Consider the following 20,464-nt stretch of genomic DNA (forward strand, 5'->3'; position numbering starts at 1 on the left):
GATCGCCGCACCGTCGCTCCCACAGGCGGATTGGTGGTGTCAGTGGATAATCCAACTCAGCAACCACAGCCCCAACACCAACCAGATAATCCCCATGATGATCGACGCATTCATGAACGCCCGGATCGCCGACCACAACAGCATCAACCCCAGAATCAGCGCAATGATGCTGATGATCGAAGTGTCCATGCCCAGAGCACGGGACAAGCCTTCGACAAAATTGCTGCCGGCATGGCTCAACAGGTTGAACAAGCCGCTGAGGCCATCAACGATAAACCGGATGACCGAACCGAGTGCCTGGCCGAGCCATTCGAAAAAACTTTCTACCTGCATGTCGTAAACGTCCTGATGTAAGTGGTGGCGTGCTTGCCGGACTTGAGCCTTGGGCCATGGATCACGGTGCCGAGTTCCCTGTTGCCAGGATCGTTTGAGTATGGCGCAAGAACCTTGTAGCAGCTGGCGCAGCCTGCGTTCGGCTGCGAAGCAGTCGTAGAACACCACAACTCGGTGTATCAGGCGAATCTCGCACACAGAATTGACGACTGCTGCGCAGCCGGACGCAGGCTGCGCCAGCTGCTACATAGACCTTGCCTTGATTGAGGATCCCCCCGAAGCTATACGCCTTCAGGAGAGCCCGATGAACCTTGTTGAACTGACCGAACGCCTGCACGCCATCCGTGACCGCAATGACTGGCGGCAATTTCACAGCCCGAAAAACCTGGCCATGGCCGCGAGCGTGGAAATGTCCGAGCTGGTGGAGATCTTCCAGTGGCTGACTGAAGACCAGTCGCGCCAGTTACCGGCGGACAAGCTTGCCCACGCCGGGCAGGAAATCGGCGACATCGTGCTCTATCTATTGCTGCTGTGCGGCGAGTTGGGGTTGGACATGAATGAAGTGGTGCGCAGCAAACTCGCGGACAGCGAAAAGAGGTTCAGCTGATGAGCGATCGTCATTTTGATCAACTGGCGACCCGGTTTGCCGAAAAAATCTACGGCGGTGCCAAAGGCGCGATCCGTCTGGCGGTACTTCAAGCCGACCTGGCCGAAACCCTGCCGGACCGGCCGTTGCGCGTGCTGGATATCGGCGCGGGGCTGGGCCACATGTCGTTGTGGCTGGCCCAGCGCGGTCATGACGTCACGCTGGCCGAACCCGCCGAACCGATGCTCGAAGGCGCCCGCCAGCGCTTCGCCGATGCCGGGCAGACCGCCACGTTCATTCAGGCGCCGTGGCAGGAATTGCTCGGTCAGCTCACTGAACCTTACGACCTAGTGCTGTGCCACGCCGTACTTGAATGGCTGGCCGAACCCCACGCGATCCTGCCGGTGCTGCATCAGTTGACCAAGCAGGACGGGTGGTTGTCACTGGCCTTCTACAACCGCGATGCGCTGATTTATCGCAACTTGCTCAAAGGCCATTTCCGCAAGATGCGCAAGAACGACATGGCCGGCGAGAAGCAGAGCCTGACCCCGCAGCAGCCCCTTGATCCGCGTGAACTGGCGGCGCAACTTGAGGGCTTGTGGCAGGTCGAAACCCAGAGTGGGGTGCGGGTTTTTCACGACTACATGCCGGTGGAATTCCAGGCCCGCGCCGAACTCGTGGACTTGCTCGAAATGGAGCTGGCCCACCGCCGTCACCCAAGCTTCGCCGGGCTTGGGCGCTATTTGCACTGGATCTGTCGGCCGGTCTGATCGGAGCGCGAAATGAAAAGTCGTTCAGGGTTACTGGTGATCTGTCTCGGGTTGGCGGCCTGCCAGGGCAGCAACCCTTATGTGGCGACATCCAATCCCTTGCCGCCCGCACCGCCTCAGGCGGCCAACACCTTCGACCGCAGCGCTTACCCGGCAGCGCCGCGTGACTATGGGCGTTACCGCAGTTGGGCCTGGCTCAACGGGCAACTGCCACCGGGCAGCGCCTGGGCGGACTCGGCCCAGGTCGCCGAAGCGGTGAGCAACGCCCTCGACCAGCGCGGGTTGCGTCCGTTACACGATAACGCCCGACCGGCCGACCTGTTTGTCAGCGCCAATCTGCATCTGGAAACCCGTTTGCGCCAGGTCCGGGACGATTACGGTTATTACGGCGGTGGTTATGGCGGCTACAACCGCTACGGCAATGGTTATGGCATGTACAACACGGTGCCGATCGTGCGCACGTATCAGGAACAGGTCGTGGTGGTGCGGGTCGAATTGTTCGACGCTCAAAGTGGTCAACCGGTGTGGAGTGCCAGCGCCGAAACCGGTAATCGGGGCAGCCAGAGTGAGCGTGCCGATGCGATACGGGAGGCTGTAGAAAAGGCCATGTCGGCGTATCCTCCCAGTTAGCTTCTCTAGTTGAGAAGCATTCCACAGGTTCATGTCTTCAACCGGAGAACCATCATGATCCGCCGTTTCGCATTACTGGTTGTGGCCGCGTTGCTCAGTGCCTGCGCCGCCAACCGGGTCAATAATGACTTCGATGCCAGCCGCGACTTCGCCGCCTATCGCAGCTGGACCTGGAAAGAACCCGCCCTGCAATATCGCCCCGATGATCCACGGATCAAGAGCGACCTGACCGAACAGCGCATCCGCCAATCGGTGGCCGATCAACTCGATCAGCGAGGCCTGCGTCCGGCCGCAGCCGGCAGCAAAGGTGAATTGAACGTTCAGACCTACCTGATCGTCGAAGAGCGCCAGCAACAGGTGACCACCAACTATGGCGGCGGTTGGGGTAACCCCTGGAACGGCTACTGGGGCGGGCCGATGTACAACGAAACCCGCAACGTGACCTATAAGGTGGCGACCATCCAGATCGACCTGCTCGATGGCAAGGACGGCAAACTGGTGTGGCGTGGCAGCGATGAGCAAATGCTCAGCCGTACAACCAATCCGTCGGATCGCAGCACGGCGATACGTGAAACTGTGGGGCGAATCCTCGCCAACTATCCACCGCACTAACCACCAAACCCTCAAACACCACAAACCCTCTGTGGGAGCGAGCCTGCTCGCGATGACGGTCGTGCAGTCGATGCAGATGTCGCCTGATACACCGCCATCGCGAGCAGGCTCACTCCCACATTCGTTCTCTGGCGATCACCTGTTTTGTGTCCGCAAGATATCTATTTGTGGGAGCGAGCCTGCTCGCGATGGCGATCTTACAGACACCCGTAATCAATCAGGCTACCGGCCGCCAATGCCCCATCATGTGCTCCAGATCCCCCGCGCCCACCAGCTGAAAATCCCCACTGGACCCTGCCGCGCTGGCCAGCAACGTCACCTCACTCGGCAACCGCACCGGTTTCCTGAACTGCACCGCGATCTCGACATTCGCCGTGGGCAGATGCTCACTCAACGCCGCCAGTGTCCGAGCCTTGTTCCACAGCCCATGGGCAATGGCTGTCGGGAACCCGAACAATTTGGCGCTGACGGCACTCAGGTGAATCGGGTTGTAGTCCCCGGACACCTTGGCGTATTGCCGGCCAATGTCCGCTGGCGCATTCCAGCGCGCCACTTCCAGCATCTCCAGGGTGGAGGCCAGGACTTCCTCGACAGGTTCGCCTTCCAGCTTGACCCCGCGACATAGCATCTGGCTTTCAGCCTCCCACAGCGGCCCCAACTGATCGTCGAGCGACGTCACCAGATCGAACGTCGCCCCCTTGGCATGCGGTTGCAGGTTCTGCACCTGCACACTGACCCGCACGCGATTCACTCCGCCCATGGGGCGCAAGACGCGAATGCGATTGCTCAGGTGAATCAGCCCGAGCAGCGGGAACGGAAAGTCCTTGGCCGTGAGCAATTGCATCTGCAAGGCAAACGCCAGGATGTGTGGATAGGTCGGCGGCAGCAATCCGTTGTCGGCAAAACCGCAAACTTTGCGATACGCCGCCAGGCGTTTCGGATCGACCTCGACCCCGCAGCGCAAACCCGTATCGGGCAACGTGGTGCCGGTGATTTTGCGTCGCGTTGCCGCCTGCACGTACAGACCCGTCAGGCTCGGTTCGCGGTTGAGTGTGTGCCAATCGGTGATCATCTTTACGCCCCCAAGACACTTTGTCCGCAGACTCGCAACGCTTGCCCGGTGAATGCGCCGGTCCCCGGTTGAGCGAGCCACGCGACCGCTTCGGCGACGTCTTGTGGCAGGCCGCCCTGGCCCAATGAACTCATGCGTCGCCCGGCCTCGCGGATGCCGAATGGCAGGTGCGCGGTCATCTGGGTTTCGATGAACCCCGGCGCCACCGCGTTAATGCTGATGCCGCGCTGATCCAGCAGCGGCGCCCAGGCCTGAGCCAGACCGATCAGCCCGGCCTTGCTCGCCGCGTAATTGGTCTGCCCGCGATTGCCGGCGATGCCGCTGATGGACGCCAGCAGAATTACACGACCGTTGTCATGCAGGGCTCCGCTGTCGAGCAGTGCCTTGGTCAGCACTTGCGGCGCGTTCAGGTTAACCGCGAGCACCGCGTCCCAGAATTCCGGGGTCATGTTGGCCAGGGTTTTATCCCGCGTGATGCCGGCGTTGTGGACCACGATGTCGACGCCGTCGGGCAGCAGTTCGATCAACTGCGCAGCGGCGTCTTCGGCGCAAATGTCCAGGGTGATGCTGCGCCCGCCGAGGCGTGCAGCGAGTGCATCAAGATCGGTTTTCGCTGGCGGCACGTCGAGCAGAATCACTTCGGCGCCGTCACGGGCCAGGGTTTCGGCAATGGAAGCGCCAATGCCGCGTGCCGCGCCCGTGACCAGCGCCTTGCGCCCGGCCAGTGGGCGAGTCCAGTCCGACACCTGCGTAGCGCAGGCCTTCAAGCGGACGACCTGCCCGGACACAAACGCGCTTTTAGGCGAGAGGAAAAACCGCAGCGGCCCTTCGAGTTGATCCTCGGCGCCTTCACCGACATAGATCAGCTGCAGGGTGCCGCCGCTGCGCAGTTCCTTGGCCAGCGAACGGCTGAAACCTTCCATCGCACGCTGAGCGCTGGCGGCGAACGGGTCGCTCAATGTCTCTGGCGCACGCCCCAGAATCACCAGGTGCGCGCTGTAATCGAGGTTTTTCATCAGCGGCTGGAAGAACTCGCGCAGCTGTTTGAGCTGGTCGGTCTGCACCAGGTCGCTGGCGTCGAACACCACAGCTTTGAGCTTGGGGCCGTGGCCGGGAATCCACGCGGTGGCCAGGGACGGCTCGGCGCCGTAGCTGTAGATTGCGTCGGTCAGGCGATTGGCGAAAGCACTGACTTTCTCCGCCAACGGGCCGCCGCCAATCAACAGCGCCCCTTCGACAGGCCGTAGACGGCCTGCTTGCCAACGCTGCAGGCGCACCGGAGACGGCAGTCCCAGGGCCCCGACCAGACGATGGCCGATGGACGAATTGGCGAAGTCGATATAACGGTCAGACATGGAACGCACTCCGGCAGCTGGGGTTCAAAGTGTGGACCACGAATGGCAATCAGTCGTTCGATCCACGAGATTAGGCCTACGCTTGAACTCAGCAGATTAGTTGAACCTGGGTTCAGCAGGACTTTCAGGCAGATGCAGATCCCTGTGGGAGTGAGCCTGCTCGCGATAGCGGAGTGACAGCCAAATTGATGTGACTGACACTCCGCTATCGCGAGCAGGCTCGCTCCCACAGGGGGACGGTTTAACTTTCAGAAAATTGATCAGGAGTTTTTCATGACTCAGCTGCGCCGCGTCGCGATTATTGGCGGTAACCGTATTCCCTTCGCCCGCTCCAACGGGCCGTACGCCACCGCCAGTAACCAGGCGATGCTCACCGCAGCGCTCGAAGGCTTGATCGAACGCTACAACCTCCACGGCCTGCGCATCGGCGAAGTGGTCGCGGGGGCGGTCCTCAAGCTGTCCCGAGACATGAACCTGACGCGCGAGTGTGTACTCGGTTCACGGTTGTCCCCTTATACGCCGGCGTATGACATCCAACAGGCTTGCGGCACGGGTCTTGAAGCGGCGTTGCTGGTCGCCAACAAGATTGCCCTGGGACAGATCGATTGCGGCATTGCCGGTGGCGTCGATACCACCTCGGATGCGCCGATCAGCGTCAGTGAAGGTTTGCGCAGAGTGCTGCTGCAAGCCAATCGCGCCAAGACCACCGGCGACAAACTGAAAACGTTTCTGCAACTGCGTCCCCGGGACTTGATCCCGGAGTTCCCGCGTAACGGCGAACCGCGCACAGGGTTGTCCATGGGGCAGCATTGCGAATTGATGGCCCAGACCTGGAACATCTCCCGCGAAGATCAGGATCAACTGGCGCTGGAGAGTCATCAAAAACTCGCGGCCTCGTACACCGAAGGCTGGCACAACGATCTGATGACGCCGTTTCTCGGCCTGACCCGCGACAACAACCTGCGCCCTGACCTGACCCCGGAAAAACTTGCCTCGCTGAAACCGGCTTTCGAGAAAAGCGCCAAGGGCACGATGACGGCCGGCAACTCCACGCCGCTCACCGATGGCGCGTCGCTGGTGCTGCTGGGCAGTGAGGAATGGGCGAAGGAACGTGGCTTGCCGATCCTTGCGTATTTGCGTGACGGTGAGGCCGCCGCAGTGGATTTCGTCAACGGTGCCGAAGGGCTGTTGATGGCACCGGTTTACGCCGTGCCGCGTCTATTGGCGCGTAATGGGCTGACGCTGCAGGACTTCGACTATTACGAAATCCACGAAGCCTTCGCTGCGCAGGTGCTCTGCACGTTGAAGGCCTGGGAGGATCCGGAGTATTGCAAAACCCGCCTCGGCCTCGACGCTCCGCTAGGCTCCATCGACCGCAGCCGCCTCAACGTCAAAGGCAGTTCACTGGCGGCCGGGCATCCGTTTGCCGCGACCGGCGGGCGCATCGTTGCCAACCTGGCGAAGCTGCTCGACGCGGCGGGCAAGGGCCGAGGCCTGATCTCGATTTGCGCCGCCGGTGGTCAGGGCGTGACGGCGATTATCGAGCGCTGATCAGTTCGGCGTTCTGCTGCGCGATACGCTCGCGGTTGCGGTTGGCGTAATTCTCGGCCATCACCGAACAGACGATCAGCTGCAACGGGTGATAAATCATGATCGGCAGCAGAATCAAGCCGAGGCCCGGGTTGGCGCCGAAGATCAACGCGGCCATCGGCGCACCTGCCGCGAGGGATTTTTTACTGGCGCAGAACACCGCCGCGATCTCATCGGCCGGGCTGAATTTCAAGGCGCGGGCGGTGCGGGTGGTCATCCACAGGATGATCGCCAGCAGGATCGCACTGCCGATCAATGCCGTGAGAATCACGCTGTTGCCCTGTTGTTGCCACATCCCCGAGACCATCGAGTTGCAGAACGCCGAGTACACAAGCAACAGGATCACCAGCTTGTCGACGATGTTGGTGTAACGCTTGTGGCGGGCAAAGAATTTGCCGAGCAGCGGCCGCAACAGTTGGCCGAGTACCAGCGGCAGCAGCAACATGGCGCAGAGGTCGAGCAGGGTCGAGCCCAGATCGATGCCGCCGGCACCGCTGCCGAGCACCAGACTCACCAACAATGGCGTCAGAAAAATCCCCAACACGCTGGACAGGCTCGCGTTGAGAATCGCTGCCGGCACGTTGCCGCCGGCACTGCCGGTCAGGGCCACGGAAGAAGAAATGGTCGACGGCAGGGCGCAGAGGTAGAAGAAACCGAGCATCAGCAGCGACGGAATGTGCGAACCCAACAGCCTGTCGCTCAGCCACCAGATCAGCGGGAACACCGCGAAGGTGAAGCCCTGAACCATCACATGCAGTTTCCAGTTTTTCAGGCCATGGCTGACTTGTTCGCTGGACAGGTTGACCCCGTGCAGGAAAAACACCAGGAACACGCCGATGTTGATCACGTACTCGGCATGCATCCCGCCGCCCGTGGCGCCGAAGACCGGGAAGAAATACGACAGCAGCGTGGCGATCAGCATGCCGCACAAGAACCAGTCGGTGACCACACGTTTGAGGTGTTTGAAAGCATGCATAACAGGCACCGAATACATTTGTAAGAATTGATGACTTAGCCTAACGTCGGCCCTATCTGCCGTCTTGCGACATAAGGCCAATCAATGCCGACTAACGGACAACTTTCCCTCGAACGAACGATTCCGACGCTGAAGGCGTTGCCGCGTCCGCTGTTCGCGCGGGCGGAAAGTTTGAATGCCGGGTCGTGGACGCCGCCTCATCGCCACGATTGGGTGCAGTTTTCCTACGCCATCAGCGGCGTTCTCGGTGTGCACACGGCGGAGGGCAGCTTCTTTGCGCCGCCGCAGTGGGGGATCTGGATTCCGGCGGATCTTGAGCACCAGGTGGTGACCTCAATGCGCGCCGAGATGCGCAGCCTCTATGTGCGCCGTGAGGATTGTGAATGGGCGGACGGGCGTTGCCGGGTGCTGGAAGTCACGCCGCTGGCCCGAGAGCTGATCAAGAGTTTTTGCTTGCTGCCGGTGGAATATCCACAGGGCGACAGCCAGGAAGCGCGGTTGGTGAATGTGCTGCTGGATCAGCTGGCGAATCTGCCGGAGGTTGGGTTTTCCCTGCCGTTGCCGCGGCATGAGCGGTTGCTCGGGTTGTGCAATGAGCTGATTGAAAGCCCGGAGCACAATGTGACGTTGCAGGAATGGGCGCAGCGCTTGGGAACGTCGGAGAAGACGCTGATGCGCTTGTTTCAGCGCGAAACCGGGTTGAGTTTTCGAGGCTGGCGGCAGCGGATGCGGTTGCTGTCGTCGTTGAGTTTGCTGGAGGAGGGCGACAGCGTGACCAATGCAGCGCTGTCTTGCGGGTATGACTCGACGTCGGCGTTTATTGCGGCGTTCAAGGGGTTATTCGGGTTTACCCCTGGAGAGTTGTTTCGGCAGTGACGGCCTCATCGCGAGCAGGCTCACTCCCACAGGGAATCGATGTCGAACACAAATATTGTGCTCACTGAAATTCGATGTGGGAGTGAGCCTGCTCGCGATTGGCCGCGTAGCGGCCCCCGGGATTCTGGATCAGGTTCTGAACCGGCGAACCAACCCGTCCAGCTCATTCGACAACCCGGCCAGGCTCTGGGAATCCAGTCGCGCCGAGTTCGCCAGTTCTGCCACCAACTGCGCATCGCCATGGATCTGGCTGATGTGCCGATTGATGTCTTCAGCCACCTGATGCTGTTCTTCCGCCGCCGTGGCGATCTGCGTGTTCATGTCGCGGATCACGTCCACCGATTCACGAATCAGCCCGAAACTGCTGCGCGCTTCGCCGATGCGGGTCACCGATTGTTGCGACACTTCCAGGCTCGCATGCATCTGCTGGGTCACTTGGCTGGTGCGCTTGGCCAGGTTGCCCAGCAAACCATCGATTTCCGCCGTGGAATCTGCGGTGCGTTTGGCCAGCGCCCGGACTTCATCTGCCACCACCGCAAAACCACGACCTTGCTCACCAGCACGCGCCGCTTCAATGGCGGCGTTCAGGGCCAGCAGGTTGGTCTGCTCGGCAATCGAGCGAATGGTCCCCAGGATCGACTGAATGTCGTTGCTGTCGCGTTCAAGCTGTTGCATCGACTGCGCCGACTGTTCGATTTCCTGGCTCAAGCGATCAACGCTGGTCACTGCCGCATCAATCTGTTGCTGACCTTGACGCGCCTGACGCTGCCCACTGTCAGCGGATTCCGCCGCTTGACTGCAAGAGCGCGCGACTTCGTTGGCGGTGGCGACCATTTCGTGGAACGCCGTGGACACCATGTCGACCGCCTCACGCTGGCGCCCGGCGGCTTCAGCCATGTCGCTGGAGACCTGGGTCGAGCTCTTGGAGGTGGCGAGAATCTTGGTCGCGGCGCCGCCGATGCTTTGGATCAGGTTGCGAATCGCCGTCAGGAACTGGTTGAACCAGCTCGCCAACTGCGCAGTTTCGTCGCTGCCACGGATTTCCAGGTTCTTGGTCAGGTCGCCTTCACCTTGGGCGATGCCTTCCAGGCCGCTGGCCACGCTGCGGATCGGCCGCACGATGACACTGGCGAAACTGGCACCGAGAATGGCGAAGACCACCGCCAGTACAGCGGCGATGATTGCGATCAGCCAGGTCAGTTGGGTCGCCGAGCTCATCACATCGTTTTGCTTGATCAGGCCGATAAAGGTCCAGCCCAGTTGCTCCGACGGCCAGACGTTGGCCATGTAGCGTTCGCCGTTCAACTCGACTTCCACCAGGCCTTTGCCGGCCTTGGCCAGTTGTGCGTAACCCTCGCCCAGGCTGCTCAATGCCTTGAAGTTGTGTTCCGGTTGCTTCGGGTCGACCAGCACGGTGCCGGTGTTTTCCAGCAACATCAGGTAGCCAGTTTCACCGAGCTTGATCTGTTTGACGATTTCGGTGAGCTGCTTGAGCGTCACGTCGATACTGACCACGCCGCCATTGGTGCCCAATTTGTTATCGATGGTGCGCACGGTGCTGACGTAGGTCGCGTCATCCTGGGCCCAGTAATAGGCCTCGGTGCGAAACGGTTTGCCCGGTTTGGCCTGGGCCGCCTTGTACCAGGGGCGCTGGCGCGGGTCGTAATTGGTCAGCTTGGCATCGTCCGGCCAGGACACATAACCGCCGGCCGCGGTGCCGAGGATGGCATAGGCGTAGGACGGATGGCTGTTGCCCAGGTCCTGCAGGAGGCTGAAGACCTTTTTGTCCATCTCACCCTGGGGAATGCTCTCGGCGTTGGCGCTCATGTAGGTCTTGAGGCTGTCGTCGGAGTCTTTGATCAGGGGTTGTTTGGCCAGGTAATCGACGTTCTGGCTGATGCCGTCGAAAAACAGTTGCATGGCGTTGCTGACCTGACGAATTTCACGACCACTGCCGTCGACGAAATTCTCCTTGGCGTCACTGCGCAAGTTCAGCACGACGAGGGTGGCGACCAGCACCACGGGCAAGCAGGCGATGATTGCAAACGCCCAGGTCAACTTCTGTTTGATGTTCATCCGCGCTCCAGATTGTTCTTGTAGGCCCACGCAGTGCAGATGACTCGCGGAGTATTGGCAGCCGAAAACGGTGTTGATCCACTCGGTTCCTTGAGTGCGCCATCGTTATTGTTGTCGGAACGATTGTCGGACAAATCACTCTGTCACTGATGACTTCGGCTGAATGAAGGGGAAATTGAGGCCTGTTGAGAAAAATCCTACGAAGGGTTTGAATTCAGGTGTCAGCTTCTGTCGCAAATGCCCTTACACCCCTTCGTCACCAAGTGGCGCAGGCTCAGCTATGATCTCGGGCGGCCGATGACGGCCGGCGGTGATTGAGCGATTATTCCGGCACATTGTGTGCTTCACGACGTTCATAGGTCGGCAACCCCTCCCCCGAATGAACGGATTGCCGTATAACGAATGACTTTCGCGTGTTTGGTAATAAAGGACCCACAATAAAAGCTGATGAAGACTCCAAAACGCATTGAACCCCTGATCGAGGACGGTCTGGTCGACGAGGTGCTGCGCCCACTCATGAGTGGTAAAGAAGCAGCTGTTTATGTGGTGCGCTGCGGCAACGAGTTACGTTGCGCGAAGGTCTACAAGGAGGCGAATAAACGCAGTTTCCGTCAGGCGGCCGAGTATCAGGAAGGCCGCAAGGTGCGCAACAGCCGTCAGGCTCGAGCGATGGCCAAAGGCTCGAAATTCGGCAAGAAAGAAACCGAAGACGCCTGGCAGAACGCCGAAGTGGCGGCTTTGTTTCGCCTGGCCGGTGCTGGCGTTCGGGTTCCAAAGCCGTACGACTTCCTTGAAGGCGTGCTGCTGATGGAGCTGGTGGCCGATGAGTACGGTGATGCCGCGCCGCGTCTGAACGACGTGGTGCTGGAGCCGGATCAGGCGCGCGAATATCACGCGTTCCTGATTTCGCAGATCGTGCTGATGCTGTGTACCGGTCTGGTGCACGGTGACCTGTCCGAGTTCAACGTGCTGTTGACCCCGACCGGCCCGGTGATCATCGACTTGCCGCAAGCGGTCGACGCGGCGGGCAACAACCACGCGTTCAGCATGCTGGAACGGGACGTCGGCAACATGGCGTCCTACTTTGGCCGGTTTGCGCCAGAGTTGAAAAAGACCCGGTTCGCCAAGGAAATGTGGGCGTTGTACGAAGCCGGCACCTTGCACCCGGCCAGCATCTTGACCGGCGAGTTCGACGAACCGGAAGAGTTGGCTGACGTGGGCGGAATCATGCGCGAGATCGAGGCGGCACGCCTGGATGAAGAGCGCAAACAAGCGGTGCGCGCGGCAGATGACGCGCCACCGGGCAAAACCGAAGAACCGCCTCCACCGTGGATGCAGTGATCGGTTAACGAAAAACCCGGCTTCGGCCGGGTTTTTTGTAAATGCTGATCTCCAGACACTGAAGATCTAAATGTGGGAGCGGCGGTGTAACTGGATTTTTTGTTCCCTGTTGCTCCCCACACTCAAGGACTGAATGTGAACACCTCCACCCGCAACGCCCAGTTGATCATCGCCGCCCGTCTGGTCTCGGACTTCGGTGCCTTTCTCAACATGGTCGCCCTGGCCACTTACGTTTACCTGCTCAGCAACAGCGCCATGAGCGTTGGAATCTTCCTCGCCAGCCGCGTGGGCGGTGGGGTTTTCGCCAGCCTGATCGGCACTTCGTTCTATCGCCGCTGGGCCGGACGCATGCCGCTGATTGCTTTTGATCTGCTGCGCGCCGGTTTGCTGGGCCTGCTGCTGGTGCTGCCGGTCGCCCAGCAAGCACTGCTTTTACCCTTGATCGCGTTCGGTCTGGGGTTTGGCAATTCGATGTTCGCCATCGGCCTCAACAGCCAGTTACCGCACCTGATTGAAGGCGAGCACCTGCTCAAGACCAACGCCTGGATCACTTCGGCATCGTCCGCTGCCATGGTCGGCGGAAGCCTGGTGGCGGGTCTTTTAGTGGCGGCGTTTGGCTTTGAAACCGTGTTTGCGTTGAACGTGGTCACTTATCTACTGGCCGCGTTGTTTATCCTGCCGTTGCGGTTTTTCAGACCGGAGCCCAGTACTGAGCCAATCCAGACGCGTGGTGAGTGGCATGCCTTGCGCCAAGGCCTGCGCAGTACACCCGTGGTGGCCGCGATGCTCGCCGTCACCATGGCCGACACCCTGGGCAGCGCCGCGCACAACGTTGGCTTCCCGATCATTTCCAGACTGCTGACTCCCGAGTCGGCCAGCACCACGCTCGGCCTGATGCTAGCGGTCTGGGCCTGCGGAAAACTGATCGGTGCGCGCATCGCCAGTCGCCTGAAAGGGTCAGACAATGCACACCTGGAACGGCGATTTTTCTTCGGGGTGTTGCTGATGTCCTTCGGCTTCATCCTGATGTTCCAGCAGCAGACTCTCTACGGTTTGCTGCTGTTCTCGTTACCGGCGGGATTGGGCGATGGGTTCTCCGAGGTCGGCTTGATGTCGCGCCTTCAACGTGAGCCGGACAGCCTGCGCCTGCCAATCTTCAGCTTGTTGACGCTGCTGCAAATGACCGGCTTCGGCGTCGGCATGTTGATCGCCGCGCCGTTCTATTCGTGGTGGACGCCGGGGGCCGTGGTGCTGCTGTTCCACGGCATTCCCCTCACCACGTTGCTGGTGGTGAAGGTACTCGCGATCAGGGGCGAACGGGTTGCGCGCAGCAGCCCGACTCCAGGTTCTTGAGGATCGGGCAGTCGGGGCGATGGTCGCCCTGACAATGCTCGACCAGGTCCTGCAGGGTATCGCGCAACTGACCGAGTTCGCGGATCTTCTGGTTCAGTTCGTCGATGTGCTGGCGGGCCAGGGCTTTGACGTCGGCACTGGCCCGCTGGCGGTCCTGCCAGAGGGTCAACAGTTTGCCGACCTCTTCGAGTGAAAACCCCAGGTCCCGGGAGCGTTTGATGAACGCCAGCGTGTGCAGGTCGTCGTCGCCATAAATGCGGTAACCGCTGTCGGTGCGATGGGCGGCCTTGAGCAAGCCGATGGACTCGTAATAACGAATCATCTTCGCGCTCAGGCCGCTTTGGCGGGCTGCTTGGCCGATGTTCATCGGTTGTCCTCCAGATCCTTGGGTTTCCAGGTTTTCAACAGTAGCGCATTGCTCACCACGCTGACGCTCGACAACGCCATCGCCGCGCCAGCCAGCACCGGGTTGAGGAAGCCGAACGCGGCCAGCGGAATGCCGATCAAGTTATAGACGAACGCCCAGAACAGGTTTTGCCGAATCTTTGCGTAGGTCTTGCGGCTGATCTCCAGCGCGGCGGGCACCAACCGTGGGTCGCCGCGCATCAGGGTGATCCCGGCCGCGTGCATGGCCACGTCGGTGCCACCGCCCATGGCGATGCCGATGTCGGCCGCCGCCAGGGCCGGGGCGTCGTTGATGCCGTCACCGACCATCGCCACCACGCCGGTTTTCTTCAGTTCGGCGACGGTGGCGGCTTTGTCTGCCGGCAATACTTCAGCGTGGACATCGGTAATGCCTAGGGCTTGCGCAACCACTTTGGCACTGCCGCGGTTGTCGCCGGTCAGCAGGTGGCTGCTGATATTCCGTGCGCTGAGCTGTTGCACCGCGTGCAGCGCGCCGGGTTTGAGCGTATCGCCGAACGCGAACAGGCCCAGCACGTTTGGCTTGGGGCTTTGTTCGATCAGCCAGGAGAGGGTGCGGCCTTCGGTTTCCCACGCGGTTGCGGAGTCAGCCAATGGGGCTGCGCTCAAACCGCTGTCTTCCAGCAGCCTGCGATTACCCAACGCCAAACGACGACCATCGAGCGTGCCGGCGATGCCACGACCGGTCAGCGATTGACTGCCGCTGACATCGGCCACGGTCAAACCGCGTTCAGCGCAAGCGTCCAGAACGGCCTTGGCCAGCGGATGTTCGCTACCGCGTTGCAGAGCACCGGCCATTTGCAGCAGGGCGGCTTCGTCACCGTTAATAGCACTCAGATGAGCGATGCGTGGCGCACCTGAAGTCAGCGTGCCGGTTTTGTCGAACACCACGGCGCTAACTTCGTGCGCACGCTCCAGTGCTTCGGCGTCCTTGATCAAAATTCCGTAGCGCGCGGCGACGCCGGTGCCGGCCATGATCGCGGTCGGCGTGGCCAGGCCCAATGCGCAAGGGCAAGCGATGACCAATACCGCGACGGCGTTGATCAACGCGGTTTCCATCGGCGCGCCGTACAACCACCAGCCGATCAAAGTCGCCAACGCGATCAACAGAACGGTCGGCACAAACACCTGACTGACTTTATCCACCAACTTCTGGATTGGTGCCTTGGCGGCCTGGGCGTCTTCGACCAGACGGATGATCCGCGCCAGCACGGTTTCTGCGCCTAGGGCCTGGGTGCGAACCAGCAATCGGCCTTCGCCATTGATCGCGCCGCCAGTGACTTTGTCGCCGGGTTGTTTGGGCACCGGCAGGCTTTCGCCGCTGATCAGCGCTTCGTCGGCGTGGCTCTGGCCTTCGACCACTTCACCGTCTACCGGGAAGCGTTCGCCGGGTTTGACCATGACCAGGTCATTGAGGCGCAAGGCGCTGATGGCGACGTCCTGCTCGCGGCCGTCAATGACCTGAATCGCGCGCTCCGGGCGTAACGCTTCGAGCGCACGGATGGCGCTGGCGGTCTGGCGTTTGGCGCGGCTTTCCAGGTATTTGCCCAGCAACACCAAGGCAATCACCACCGCCGAGGCTTCGAAATACAAGTGCGGCATGCGCCCGGCCGCGGTGGCCCATTCATAAAGGCTCAAGCCATAGCCGGCGCTGGTGCCCAGGGCGACCAGCAAATCCATGTTGCCGGCCCCAGCGCGCACGGCTTTCCAGGCGGCCACATAAAAACGTGCGCCGAAAATGAACTGTACCGGCGTGGCCAGCGCGAATTGCACCCAGGCCGGGAGCATCCAGTGCACGCCAAACGGTTGCAGCAGCATCGGCAACACCAGCGGCAAGGCGAGGGCGATCGCCATGATCAACGCCCAACGCTCACGGTGCAGGCGCTGTTGTTGCTGGTCGGTTTGCGGGTGTTCGACTTCCCAGACGCTGGCGCTGTAACCGGCCTTGGTCACAGCGGCGATCAAGGCTTGCGGATCGATTTGTCCGAGCAGTTCCAGGTGCGCCCGTTCGTTGGCGAGGTTGACGCTGGCGCTTTTTACCCCAGGCACCTTGGCCAGCGCCCGTTCGACGCGGCCGACGCAGGATGCGCAAGTCATGCCGTCGATGCTCAGTTCCAGGCTTTGCTGCGGCACGCTGTAACCGGCCTGCTGCACCGCGTCCATCAAGGCCGGCAGGCTGTCGCTGGGCGCCTGGACCCTGGCCTGCTCGGTGGCGAGGTTGACGCTGACGGCAGAGGCGCCGATGACTTTGCTCAAGGCACGCTCGACACGCCCGGCGCAACTGGCGCAGGTCATGCCGGTAATCGGCAGATCGAAAGTGGTGGATTCGGACATCGGTCGCGCTCCCTGTAGAAGATGCCTACAGGATCAACCTTGCCATGCTGGCAAGGTCAAGCACCATTATTTATGCCACCGCGTAAAACTGTGGGAGTGAGCCTGCTCGCGATAGCGGTGTGTCAGTCGACATCAACACAACTGATACACCGCCATCGCGAGCAGGCTCGCTCCCACATTAGATCTGGATCAGTATCCGAGGGCAGTGGGCTTGAGGTACATCCCTTCCTGCGTCATCGCAATCCGGAATTTCAACACATCCCCGGCCTTGAGCGTGATGTTCTGCGAGCCCGGTGCGAGCATGCCCGGGTTGCAACCCGGTGCCTGGCCCGGCAACAGTTTGAGGCGCAGGGACACATTGCCCGGCGGCAGGTTGAACGAGGTGCTTTGCTCCTGGAACAGCCGCGCCGACAGTTGATCCTGGATGTACACGCCGATCTCGCAGGAGGTGGCGACTTCGAGGCGCTCGCGGGAAATGATCAGTACGCCATAGTCCTCCCCGGCGGCTTGAACCGAAGGTGTCGCGGCAAATAGGCTGAGGAAGCCAAACAGGCTGAGAGCTGACCAGCGCATGGCTGAATCTCCTGAAGTCGAGTCATTAATGCTCGCAGCTTGGCCGAGCGCGACGCCGATTGCCAGCCCGGCAGATTTCTGCAGAACTTGACCTTGCCATGGTGGCAAGCTCGAGACTGCCTGCAACCCTCATAAAAGGAGCCACACCATGCAAGTGTTCAACGTTCAAGGCATGTCCTGCGGTCACTGCGTCAAAGCCATTACCCAGGCGCTGCAAGCCAAGGATCCTGCGGCCAGCGTGCGGGTCGATCTGGCGGCAAAGGAAGTCGGCGTTGAAAGCGCGCTGACGGTCGATCAGGTGATTGCTGCGATTACCGAAGAAGGTTACGACGCAAAACTCGCTTAAGCCCAAGCACGATCCCCTGTAGGAGTGAGCCCGCTCGCGATAGCGGTGTGTCATTCAGCGTTGATGTTGACTGACACTCCGCTATCGTCGGAACGCCGCCCGGAGCAAGCTCGCTCCCACATTGGTTTTGCATTCACCCAGTGGTATTTAATAGTTAGCGAGCTATCGGAATGTTCAAGGCGTCGATGCGCGGCTAGACTGTCGGGCTGCCGACTTACGCCCAACTGGATGCCTGATGAACTTCCGTACCATTTTGATTCTTGGCGCCCTGAGCGCTTTCGGCCCGCTGGCGATCGATTTCTACCTGCCGGCGTTCCCGGCGATGGCACTCGCGTTCGGCACGGATGAGAAACACGTTCAGCTGACACTGGCCGCGTATTTCCTGGGCCTGTCCCTCGGTCAACTGGCGTACGGCCCGGTAGCGGATCGCTTCGGGCGACGGATTCCATTGCTGACGGGCGTCGGTCTGTTCACCGCCGCCTCCCTGGCCTGCGCGTTTGCGCCGAATCTGGAATGGCTGATCGGTGCGCGGTTCATTCAGGCCCTCGGTGGTTGCGCGGGGATGGTGATCGCCCGTGCGGTGGTCAGTGACAAATGCGATGCGGTGGGTTCGGCGAAAGTCTTTTCGCAGCTGATGCTGGTGATGGGCCTGGCGCCGATCCTCGCGCCCATGCTCGGTGGACTGCTGGTCAACACCACGGGCTGGCAGTCAATCTTCCTGGTGCTGACCGGTTTCAGTGCGCTGGCGGGGTTGGCCGTGGCGATCGGGTTGCCGGAAAGTCTGCCGGCTCATGTGCCGCGACAACCGTTGTCGGGGGCGTTGCGTCAGTACGGTCGGCTGTTGGCGGATCCGGTCTACCTCGGCCACGCCTTGACCGGCGGTATCGCCATTGCCGGGATGTTTGCCTACATCGCCGGTTCACCGTTCGTCTTCATCAAACTCTACGGCGTACCGGCCGAGCATTTCGGCTGGCTGTTCGGGACCAACGCGGCGGGATTCATTCTGGTGGCGCAGGTCAACGCGCGATTGCTGGCCAAGCGTGGCCCGGCATTCCTGCTGGTGCGCACCGTATGGATCTACGTGGGGGCCGGCCTGACGCTGCTCGCCGTCAGTGCGATGCACACCGAACAGTTATGGCCGTTGCTGATTCCACTGTTTATCTGCATCGCCAGCCTCGGTTGCATCCTCCCCAACGCCTCGGCCTGCGCCATGAACGGGCAGGGCGCGCGCGCCGGCAGTGCGTCGGCGATGCTTGGTTGCCTGCAATTCAGCGTCGCCGCCGGAGCGGCAGCGTTGGTCGGTGTTTTACACGATGGCAGCGCCGTGCCGATGGCCATGGTCATCAGCCTGTGCGGGATTCTGGTGGTGAGCGCGGCGATGCTCACCCGGCGTTTGCAAAATGCCCGGGCATTGGTGCAAGCCCAGGTCTGAGGACGGACTCAGCCAGCGGCGCGCTGCTGGCGGTCGGGAAATTGATGGGGCGCGAACAATCGCGCTTCAAGGGTTCTAGTGAAGGCGAGTGCTTCAGCTTCGCTGCGGAACGTTACCGCGTGTTGGTCCAGACGGACCTGCCACTGGGATTTAGCCACTTCTTTTATCAGGATCTTCATTGCTGAACTCTCCTCTCTTAAAAGATGTTACGTAAAAGAATGCATCGCAGAGGTTTCGATTGTAGACCCGAATACGATCGCAATTGTGACAACGCTCAACTCTCGGACTGACGGTGTCGTCCAGATGGACGACACCTGTTTCATTTTGTTTCAGAACCCTTCGAGCACGATCTTGCCCTTGGACTTGCCACTTTCCAGTAGCTCATGGGCGCGCCGCAGGTTCGCCGCGTTAATAATCCCGAAGTGCTCGCCGACCGTTGTCTTCAGCGTACCGGCGTCGATCAGCCCGGCCACGCGGTTGAGCAGTTTGTGCTGCTCGATCATGTCCGCCGTTTCGAACAGCGAGCGGGTGTACATGAATTCCCAGTGCAGCGACAGGCTCTTGCGCTTGAGCTTGGTCACGTCCAGCGCTTTCGGATCATCGATCAGTGCCAGTTTGCCTTGCGGCGCTAACGCCTCGACCAGTTGATCCAGGTGATGATCGGTCTGGGTCAGGCTGGCGACGTGGGTCACATGGTCCACGCCTGCACGCTTGAGCTCTTCATTCAGCGGCTGGCTGTGATCAATCACCAGATCGGCGCCCAACTCGCGCACCCAGCTCTGGGTTTGCGGGCGAGAAGCGGTGCCGATGACGTTCAGCCCGGTGAGCTGGCTGGCCAGTTGCGTGAGGATCGACCCCACACCGCCAGCCGCGCCGACGATCAGCAGGCTCTGGCCTTCATCGGCTTTACCTTCGCGCACTTGCAGGCGCTCGAAAAGCAATTCCCAAGCCGTGATGGCGGTCAGCGGCAGCGCGGCGGCTTCGGCGAAACCGAGGGTCTTCGGCATATGGCCGACGATGCGTTCGTCCACCACGTGCAATTCGCTATTGCCCCCGGCTCGGGCGATGGAGCCCGCGTAAAACACTTTGTCGCCCGCCTTGAACAGCGTGACTTCACTGCCGACAGCCTTGACCACACCGGCCACGTCCCAACCCAGCACTTTCGCTGCGCCGCCCTCAGGCTGGACGTTCTGGCGGACCTTGGTGTCGACCGGGTTCACCGAGATGGCTTTGACTTCCACCAACAGATCCCGCGGACCGGCGACCGGTTCTGGCAGTTCGATGTCTTGCAGGGACTTGGCGTCGCTGATCGGCAAAGAGGCGTAGTAGGCGATGGCTTTCATGTAAGGCTCCTGAACGGTAATAAAGGAAGGGATCAAGCGACGGTGCGCAGGCGCTTGAGTTCGAAGTGCTCAAGAAAGTCGCCGGCCTTGGCCCGAAAGTTCTGGACATGGGCGCTGGCGTCATGGGCTTGCAGAGCCTCGTCGCTGCTCCAGTGTTCAATCATGTAGAAAGCCAGGGGATTGGCCAGGTCCTGATGCAGGTCGTATTGACCGCAACCGGCCTCGGCCCGGGTCGGTTCCACCAGTGCACGCAGGTGCTGTTCGAGGGCGTCTTGCTGGCCGGCTTTGGCAATCAGGGTGGCAATGGCGGTAAAAGGCTGGGACATGGTCGACTCCGGAAACGGGATGATTTCGATGGGATGGATGATTGGCTATTTCTCTGCAAGATAAAACCCGCTAAAAGAGCAGTCTCTTTCAATATTTTTTTGATAATCGGGGCTGAA

21 protein-coding genes and 1 pseudogene are annotated in these 20,464 nt (G+C 60.8%); 10 read left to right on the forward strand and 12 right to left on the reverse strand.

Going from position 1 to position 20,464, the window contains the following annotated elements:
- Positions 1 to 39: 39 nt before the first annotated feature.
- Positions 40 to 333 carry a hypothetical protein gene (locus ACA070_RS03150; protein ID WP_010463857.1) on the reverse strand — a complete coding sequence of 98 codons (294 nt, stop codon included), beginning with the start codon at positions 331 to 333 and terminating at the stop codon, positions 40 to 42.
- A gap of 304 nt (positions 334 to 637) precedes the next feature.
- Here ACA070_RS03150 and ACA070_RS03155 point away from each other — a divergent pair, with 304 nt between their 5' ends.
- From ACA070_RS03155 to ACA070_RS03170, 4 genes are read left to right on the forward strand one after another with little or no spacing between them, the layout of a single operon-like run.
- Positions 638 to 940 carry a MazG-like family protein gene (locus ACA070_RS03155; RefSeq protein WP_109627796.1) on the forward strand — a complete coding sequence of 101 codons (303 nt, stop codon included), beginning with the start codon at positions 638 to 640 and terminating at the stop codon, positions 938 to 940.
- Positions 940 to 1,689: a methyltransferase domain-containing protein gene (locus ACA070_RS03160; RefSeq protein ID WP_461957064.1), complete on the forward strand. Its 750-nt coding sequence runs from the start codon at positions 940 to 942 to the stop codon at positions 1,687 to 1,689. Before ACA070_RS03155 ends, ACA070_RS03160 begins: the two co-directional genes overlap by 1 nt.
- A 12-nt stretch (positions 1,690 to 1,701) precedes the next feature.
- On the forward strand, positions 1,702 to 2,319 hold the full coding sequence (locus ACA070_RS03165) for a DUF4136 domain-containing protein (protein ID WP_497450002.1): 618 nt from the start codon (positions 1,702 to 1,704) through the stop codon (positions 2,317 to 2,319).
- Positions 2,320 to 2,373: 54 nt separating this feature from the next.
- Complete coding sequence (locus ACA070_RS03170) at positions 2,374 to 2,931, forward strand: DUF4136 domain-containing protein (RefSeq protein WP_462028727.1); 558 nt, start codon at positions 2,374 to 2,376, stop codon at positions 2,929 to 2,931.
- A 217-nt stretch (positions 2,932 to 3,148) separates the two neighbouring features.
- Here ACA070_RS03170 and ACA070_RS03175 read toward each other — a convergent pair whose 3' ends face one another.
- Together ACA070_RS03175 and ACA070_RS03180 are read right to left on the reverse strand one after the other, a co-directional pair.
- Positions 3,149 to 4,003: a MaoC family dehydratase gene (locus ACA070_RS03175; protein WP_497450003.1), complete on the reverse strand. Its 855-nt coding sequence runs from the start codon at positions 4,001 to 4,003 to the stop codon at positions 3,149 to 3,151.
- Between the two features lie 2 nt (positions 4,004 to 4,005).
- Positions 4,006 to 5,358 carry a 3-oxoacyl-ACP reductase gene (locus tag ACA070_RS03180; protein ID WP_497450004.1) on the reverse strand — a complete coding sequence of 451 codons (1,353 nt, stop codon included), beginning with the start codon at positions 5,356 to 5,358 and terminating at the stop codon, positions 4,006 to 4,008.
- Positions 5,359 to 5,631: 273 nt separating this feature from the next.
- Between ACA070_RS03180 and ACA070_RS03185 the strand changes: the two genes are divergently transcribed.
- On the forward strand, positions 5,632 to 6,909 hold the full coding sequence (locus ACA070_RS03185) for an acetyl-CoA C-acetyltransferase (RefSeq protein ID WP_497450005.1): 1,278 nt from the start codon (positions 5,632 to 5,634) through the stop codon (positions 6,907 to 6,909).
- Here the strand turns inward: ACA070_RS03185 and ACA070_RS03190 are convergent.
- Positions 6,896 to 7,924, reverse strand: a complete 1,029-nt coding sequence (locus ACA070_RS03190; protein WP_497450006.1) for a bile acid:sodium symporter family protein — start codon at positions 7,922 to 7,924, stop codon at positions 6,896 to 6,898. The genes ACA070_RS03185 and ACA070_RS03190 overlap by 14 nt on opposite strands.
- An 84-nt stretch (positions 7,925 to 8,008) precedes the next feature.
- Here ACA070_RS03190 and ACA070_RS03195 point away from each other — a divergent pair, with 84 nt between their 5' ends.
- Complete coding sequence (locus ACA070_RS03195) at positions 8,009 to 8,800, forward strand: AraC family transcriptional regulator (RefSeq protein ID WP_497450007.1); 792 nt, start codon at positions 8,009 to 8,011, stop codon at positions 8,798 to 8,800.
- Positions 8,801 to 8,929: 129 nt separating this feature from the next.
- Here the strand turns inward: ACA070_RS03195 and ACA070_RS03200 are convergent, their stop codons facing one another.
- Together ACA070_RS03200 and ACA070_RS03205 are read right to left on the reverse strand one after the other, a co-directional pair.
- Positions 8,930 to 9,697 (reverse strand): methyl-accepting chemotaxis protein, encoded by a 768-nt coding sequence (locus ACA070_RS03200; RefSeq protein WP_370655161.1) that lies wholly within the window; start codon positions 9,695 to 9,697, stop codon positions 8,930 to 8,932.
- 138 nt (positions 9,698 to 9,835) lie between these two features.
- A pseudogene (locus ACA070_RS03205) lies at positions 9,836 to 10,876 on the reverse strand (cache domain-containing protein); the annotation flags it as partial.
- A gap of 447 nt (positions 10,877 to 11,323) precedes the next feature.
- On the opposite strand from ACA070_RS03205, the gene ACA070_RS03210 reads away from it, so the two are divergent.
- Positions 11,324 to 12,217 (forward strand): PA4780 family RIO1-like protein kinase, encoded by an 894-nt coding sequence (locus ACA070_RS03210; RefSeq protein ID WP_462028721.1) that lies wholly within the window; start codon positions 11,324 to 11,326, stop codon positions 12,215 to 12,217.
- A 135-nt stretch (positions 12,218 to 12,352) separates the two neighbouring features.
- Positions 12,353 to 13,570 carry an MFS transporter gene (locus tag ACA070_RS03215; RefSeq protein WP_497450008.1) on the forward strand — a complete coding sequence of 406 codons (1,218 nt, stop codon included), beginning with the start codon at positions 12,353 to 12,355 and terminating at the stop codon, positions 13,568 to 13,570.
- On the opposite strand, the gene cueR is transcribed toward ACA070_RS03215, so the two are convergent.
- From cueR to ACA070_RS03230, 3 genes are all read right to left on the reverse strand, one after another.
- Positions 13,524 to 13,937, reverse strand: coding sequence for a Cu(I)-responsive transcriptional regulator (gene cueR, locus ACA070_RS03220; protein ID WP_497450009.1), 414 nt, complete (start codon positions 13,935 to 13,937; stop codon positions 13,524 to 13,526). The two genes, ACA070_RS03215 and cueR, sit on opposite strands and share 47 nt — an antisense overlap.
- Positions 13,934 to 16,327 (reverse strand): heavy metal translocating P-type ATPase, encoded by a 2,394-nt coding sequence (locus ACA070_RS03225; RefSeq protein WP_497450010.1) that lies wholly within the window; start codon positions 16,325 to 16,327, stop codon positions 13,934 to 13,936. Before ACA070_RS03225 ends, cueR begins: the two co-directional genes overlap by 4 nt.
- A 189-nt stretch (positions 16,328 to 16,516) precedes the next feature.
- Complete coding sequence (locus ACA070_RS03230; protein WP_497297263.1) at positions 16,517 to 16,900, reverse strand: hypothetical protein; 384 nt, start codon at positions 16,898 to 16,900, stop codon at positions 16,517 to 16,519.
- Positions 16,901 to 17,048: 148 nt separating this feature from the next.
- Here ACA070_RS03230 and ACA070_RS03235 point away from each other — a divergent pair, with 148 nt between their 5' ends.
- Entirely contained in the window at positions 17,049 to 17,246 is a 198-nt protein-coding gene (locus tag ACA070_RS03235; protein ID WP_461957076.1) for a cation transporter, read from the forward strand.
- A gap of 235 nt (positions 17,247 to 17,481) precedes the next feature.
- Complete coding sequence (locus ACA070_RS03240) at positions 17,482 to 18,678, forward strand: multidrug effflux MFS transporter (RefSeq protein ID WP_497450011.1); 1,197 nt, start codon at positions 17,482 to 17,484, stop codon at positions 18,676 to 18,678.
- Between the two features lie 8 nt (positions 18,679 to 18,686).
- On the opposite strand, the gene ACA070_RS03245 is transcribed toward ACA070_RS03240, so the two are convergent.
- The 3 genes from ACA070_RS03245 to ACA070_RS03255 form a co-directional block, all read right to left on the reverse strand.
- Positions 18,687 to 18,857 carry a hypothetical protein gene (locus ACA070_RS03245; protein WP_497450012.1) on the reverse strand — a complete coding sequence of 57 codons (171 nt, stop codon included), beginning with the start codon at positions 18,855 to 18,857 and terminating at the stop codon, positions 18,687 to 18,689.
- A gap of 150 nt (positions 18,858 to 19,007) precedes the next feature.
- The gene (locus tag ACA070_RS03250) at positions 19,008 to 20,021 is read right to left on the reverse strand and encodes a zinc-binding alcohol dehydrogenase family protein (RefSeq protein WP_497450013.1); all 1,014 of its coding nucleotides are present in this window, start codon (positions 20,019 to 20,021) and stop codon (positions 19,008 to 19,010) included.
- A gap of 32 nt (positions 20,022 to 20,053) precedes the next feature.
- Entirely contained in the window at positions 20,054 to 20,347 is a 294-nt protein-coding gene (locus ACA070_RS03255) for a putative quinol monooxygenase (protein WP_438659709.1), read from the reverse strand.
- Positions 20,348 to 20,464 lie beyond the last annotated feature (117 nt).

The sequence above is a fragment of the Pseudomonas sp. LBUM1678 genome (genome assembly GCF_059695575.1).

Excerpts from the sequence above, each read along its gene's own strand:
- ACA070_RS03165 (WP_497450002.1), top strand. The coding sequence starts at position 1,702 with ATGAAAAGTCGTTCAGGGTTACTGGTGATCTGTCTCGGGTTGGCGGCC.
- ACA070_RS03180 (WP_497450004.1), bottom strand. The coding sequence starts at position 5,358 with ATGTCTGACCGTTATATCGACTTCGCCAATTCGTCCATCGGCCATCGT.
- ACA070_RS03230 (WP_497297263.1), bottom strand. The coding sequence starts at position 16,900 with ATGCGCTGGTCAGCTCTCAGCCTGTTTGGCTTCCTCAGCCTATTTGCC.
- ACA070_RS03170 (WP_462028727.1), top strand. The coding sequence starts at position 2,374 with ATGATCCGCCGTTTCGCATTACTGGTTGTGGCCGCGTTGCTCAGTGCC.
- cueR (WP_497450009.1), bottom strand. The coding sequence starts at position 13,937 with ATGAACATCGGCCAAGCAGCCCGCCAAAGCGGCCTGAGCGCGAAGATG.
- ACA070_RS03190 (WP_497450006.1), bottom strand. The coding sequence starts at position 7,924 with ATGCATGCTTTCAAACACCTCAAACGTGTGGTCACCGACTGGTTCTTG.
- ACA070_RS03240 (WP_497450011.1), top strand. The coding sequence starts at position 17,482 with ATGAACTTCCGTACCATTTTGATTCTTGGCGCCCTGAGCGCTTTCGGC.
- ACA070_RS03185 (WP_497450005.1), top strand. The coding sequence starts at position 5,632 with ATGACTCAGCTGCGCCGCGTCGCGATTATTGGCGGTAACCGTATTCCC.
- ACA070_RS03175 (WP_497450003.1), bottom strand. The coding sequence starts at position 4,003 with ATGATCACCGATTGGCACACACTCAACCGCGAACCGAGCCTGACGGGT.
- ACA070_RS03160 (WP_461957064.1), top strand. The coding sequence starts at position 940 with ATGAGCGATCGTCATTTTGATCAACTGGCGACCCGGTTTGCCGAAAAA.
- ACA070_RS03195 (WP_497450007.1), top strand. The coding sequence starts at position 8,009 with ATGCCGACTAACGGACAACTTTCCCTCGAACGAACGATTCCGACGCTG.
- ACA070_RS03225 (WP_497450010.1), bottom strand. The coding sequence starts at position 16,327 with ATGTCCGAATCCACCACTTTCGATCTGCCGATTACCGGCATGACCTGC.
- ACA070_RS03200 (WP_370655161.1), bottom strand. The coding sequence starts at position 9,697 with ATGGCTGAAGCCGCCGGGCGCCAGCGTGAGGCGGTCGACATGGTGTCC.
- ACA070_RS03250 (WP_497450013.1), bottom strand. The coding sequence starts at position 20,021 with ATGAAAGCCATCGCCTACTACGCCTCTTTGCCGATCAGCGACGCCAAG.
- ACA070_RS03255 (WP_438659709.1), bottom strand. The coding sequence starts at position 20,347 with ATGTCCCAGCCTTTTACCGCCATTGCCACCCTGATTGCCAAAGCCGGC.
- ACA070_RS03155 (WP_109627796.1), top strand. The coding sequence starts at position 638 with ATGAACCTTGTTGAACTGACCGAACGCCTGCACGCCATCCGTGACCGC.
- ACA070_RS03210 (WP_462028721.1), top strand. The coding sequence starts at position 11,324 with ATGAAGACTCCAAAACGCATTGAACCCCTGATCGAGGACGGTCTGGTC.
- ACA070_RS03235 (WP_461957076.1), top strand. The coding sequence starts at position 17,049 with ATGCAAGTGTTCAACGTTCAAGGCATGTCCTGCGGTCACTGCGTCAAA.
- ACA070_RS03150 (WP_010463857.1), bottom strand. The coding sequence starts at position 333 with ATGCAGGTAGAAAGTTTTTTCGAATGGCTCGGCCAGGCACTCGGTTCG.
- ACA070_RS03245 (WP_497450012.1), bottom strand. The coding sequence starts at position 18,857 with ATGAAGATCCTGATAAAAGAAGTGGCTAAATCCCAGTGGCAGGTCCGT.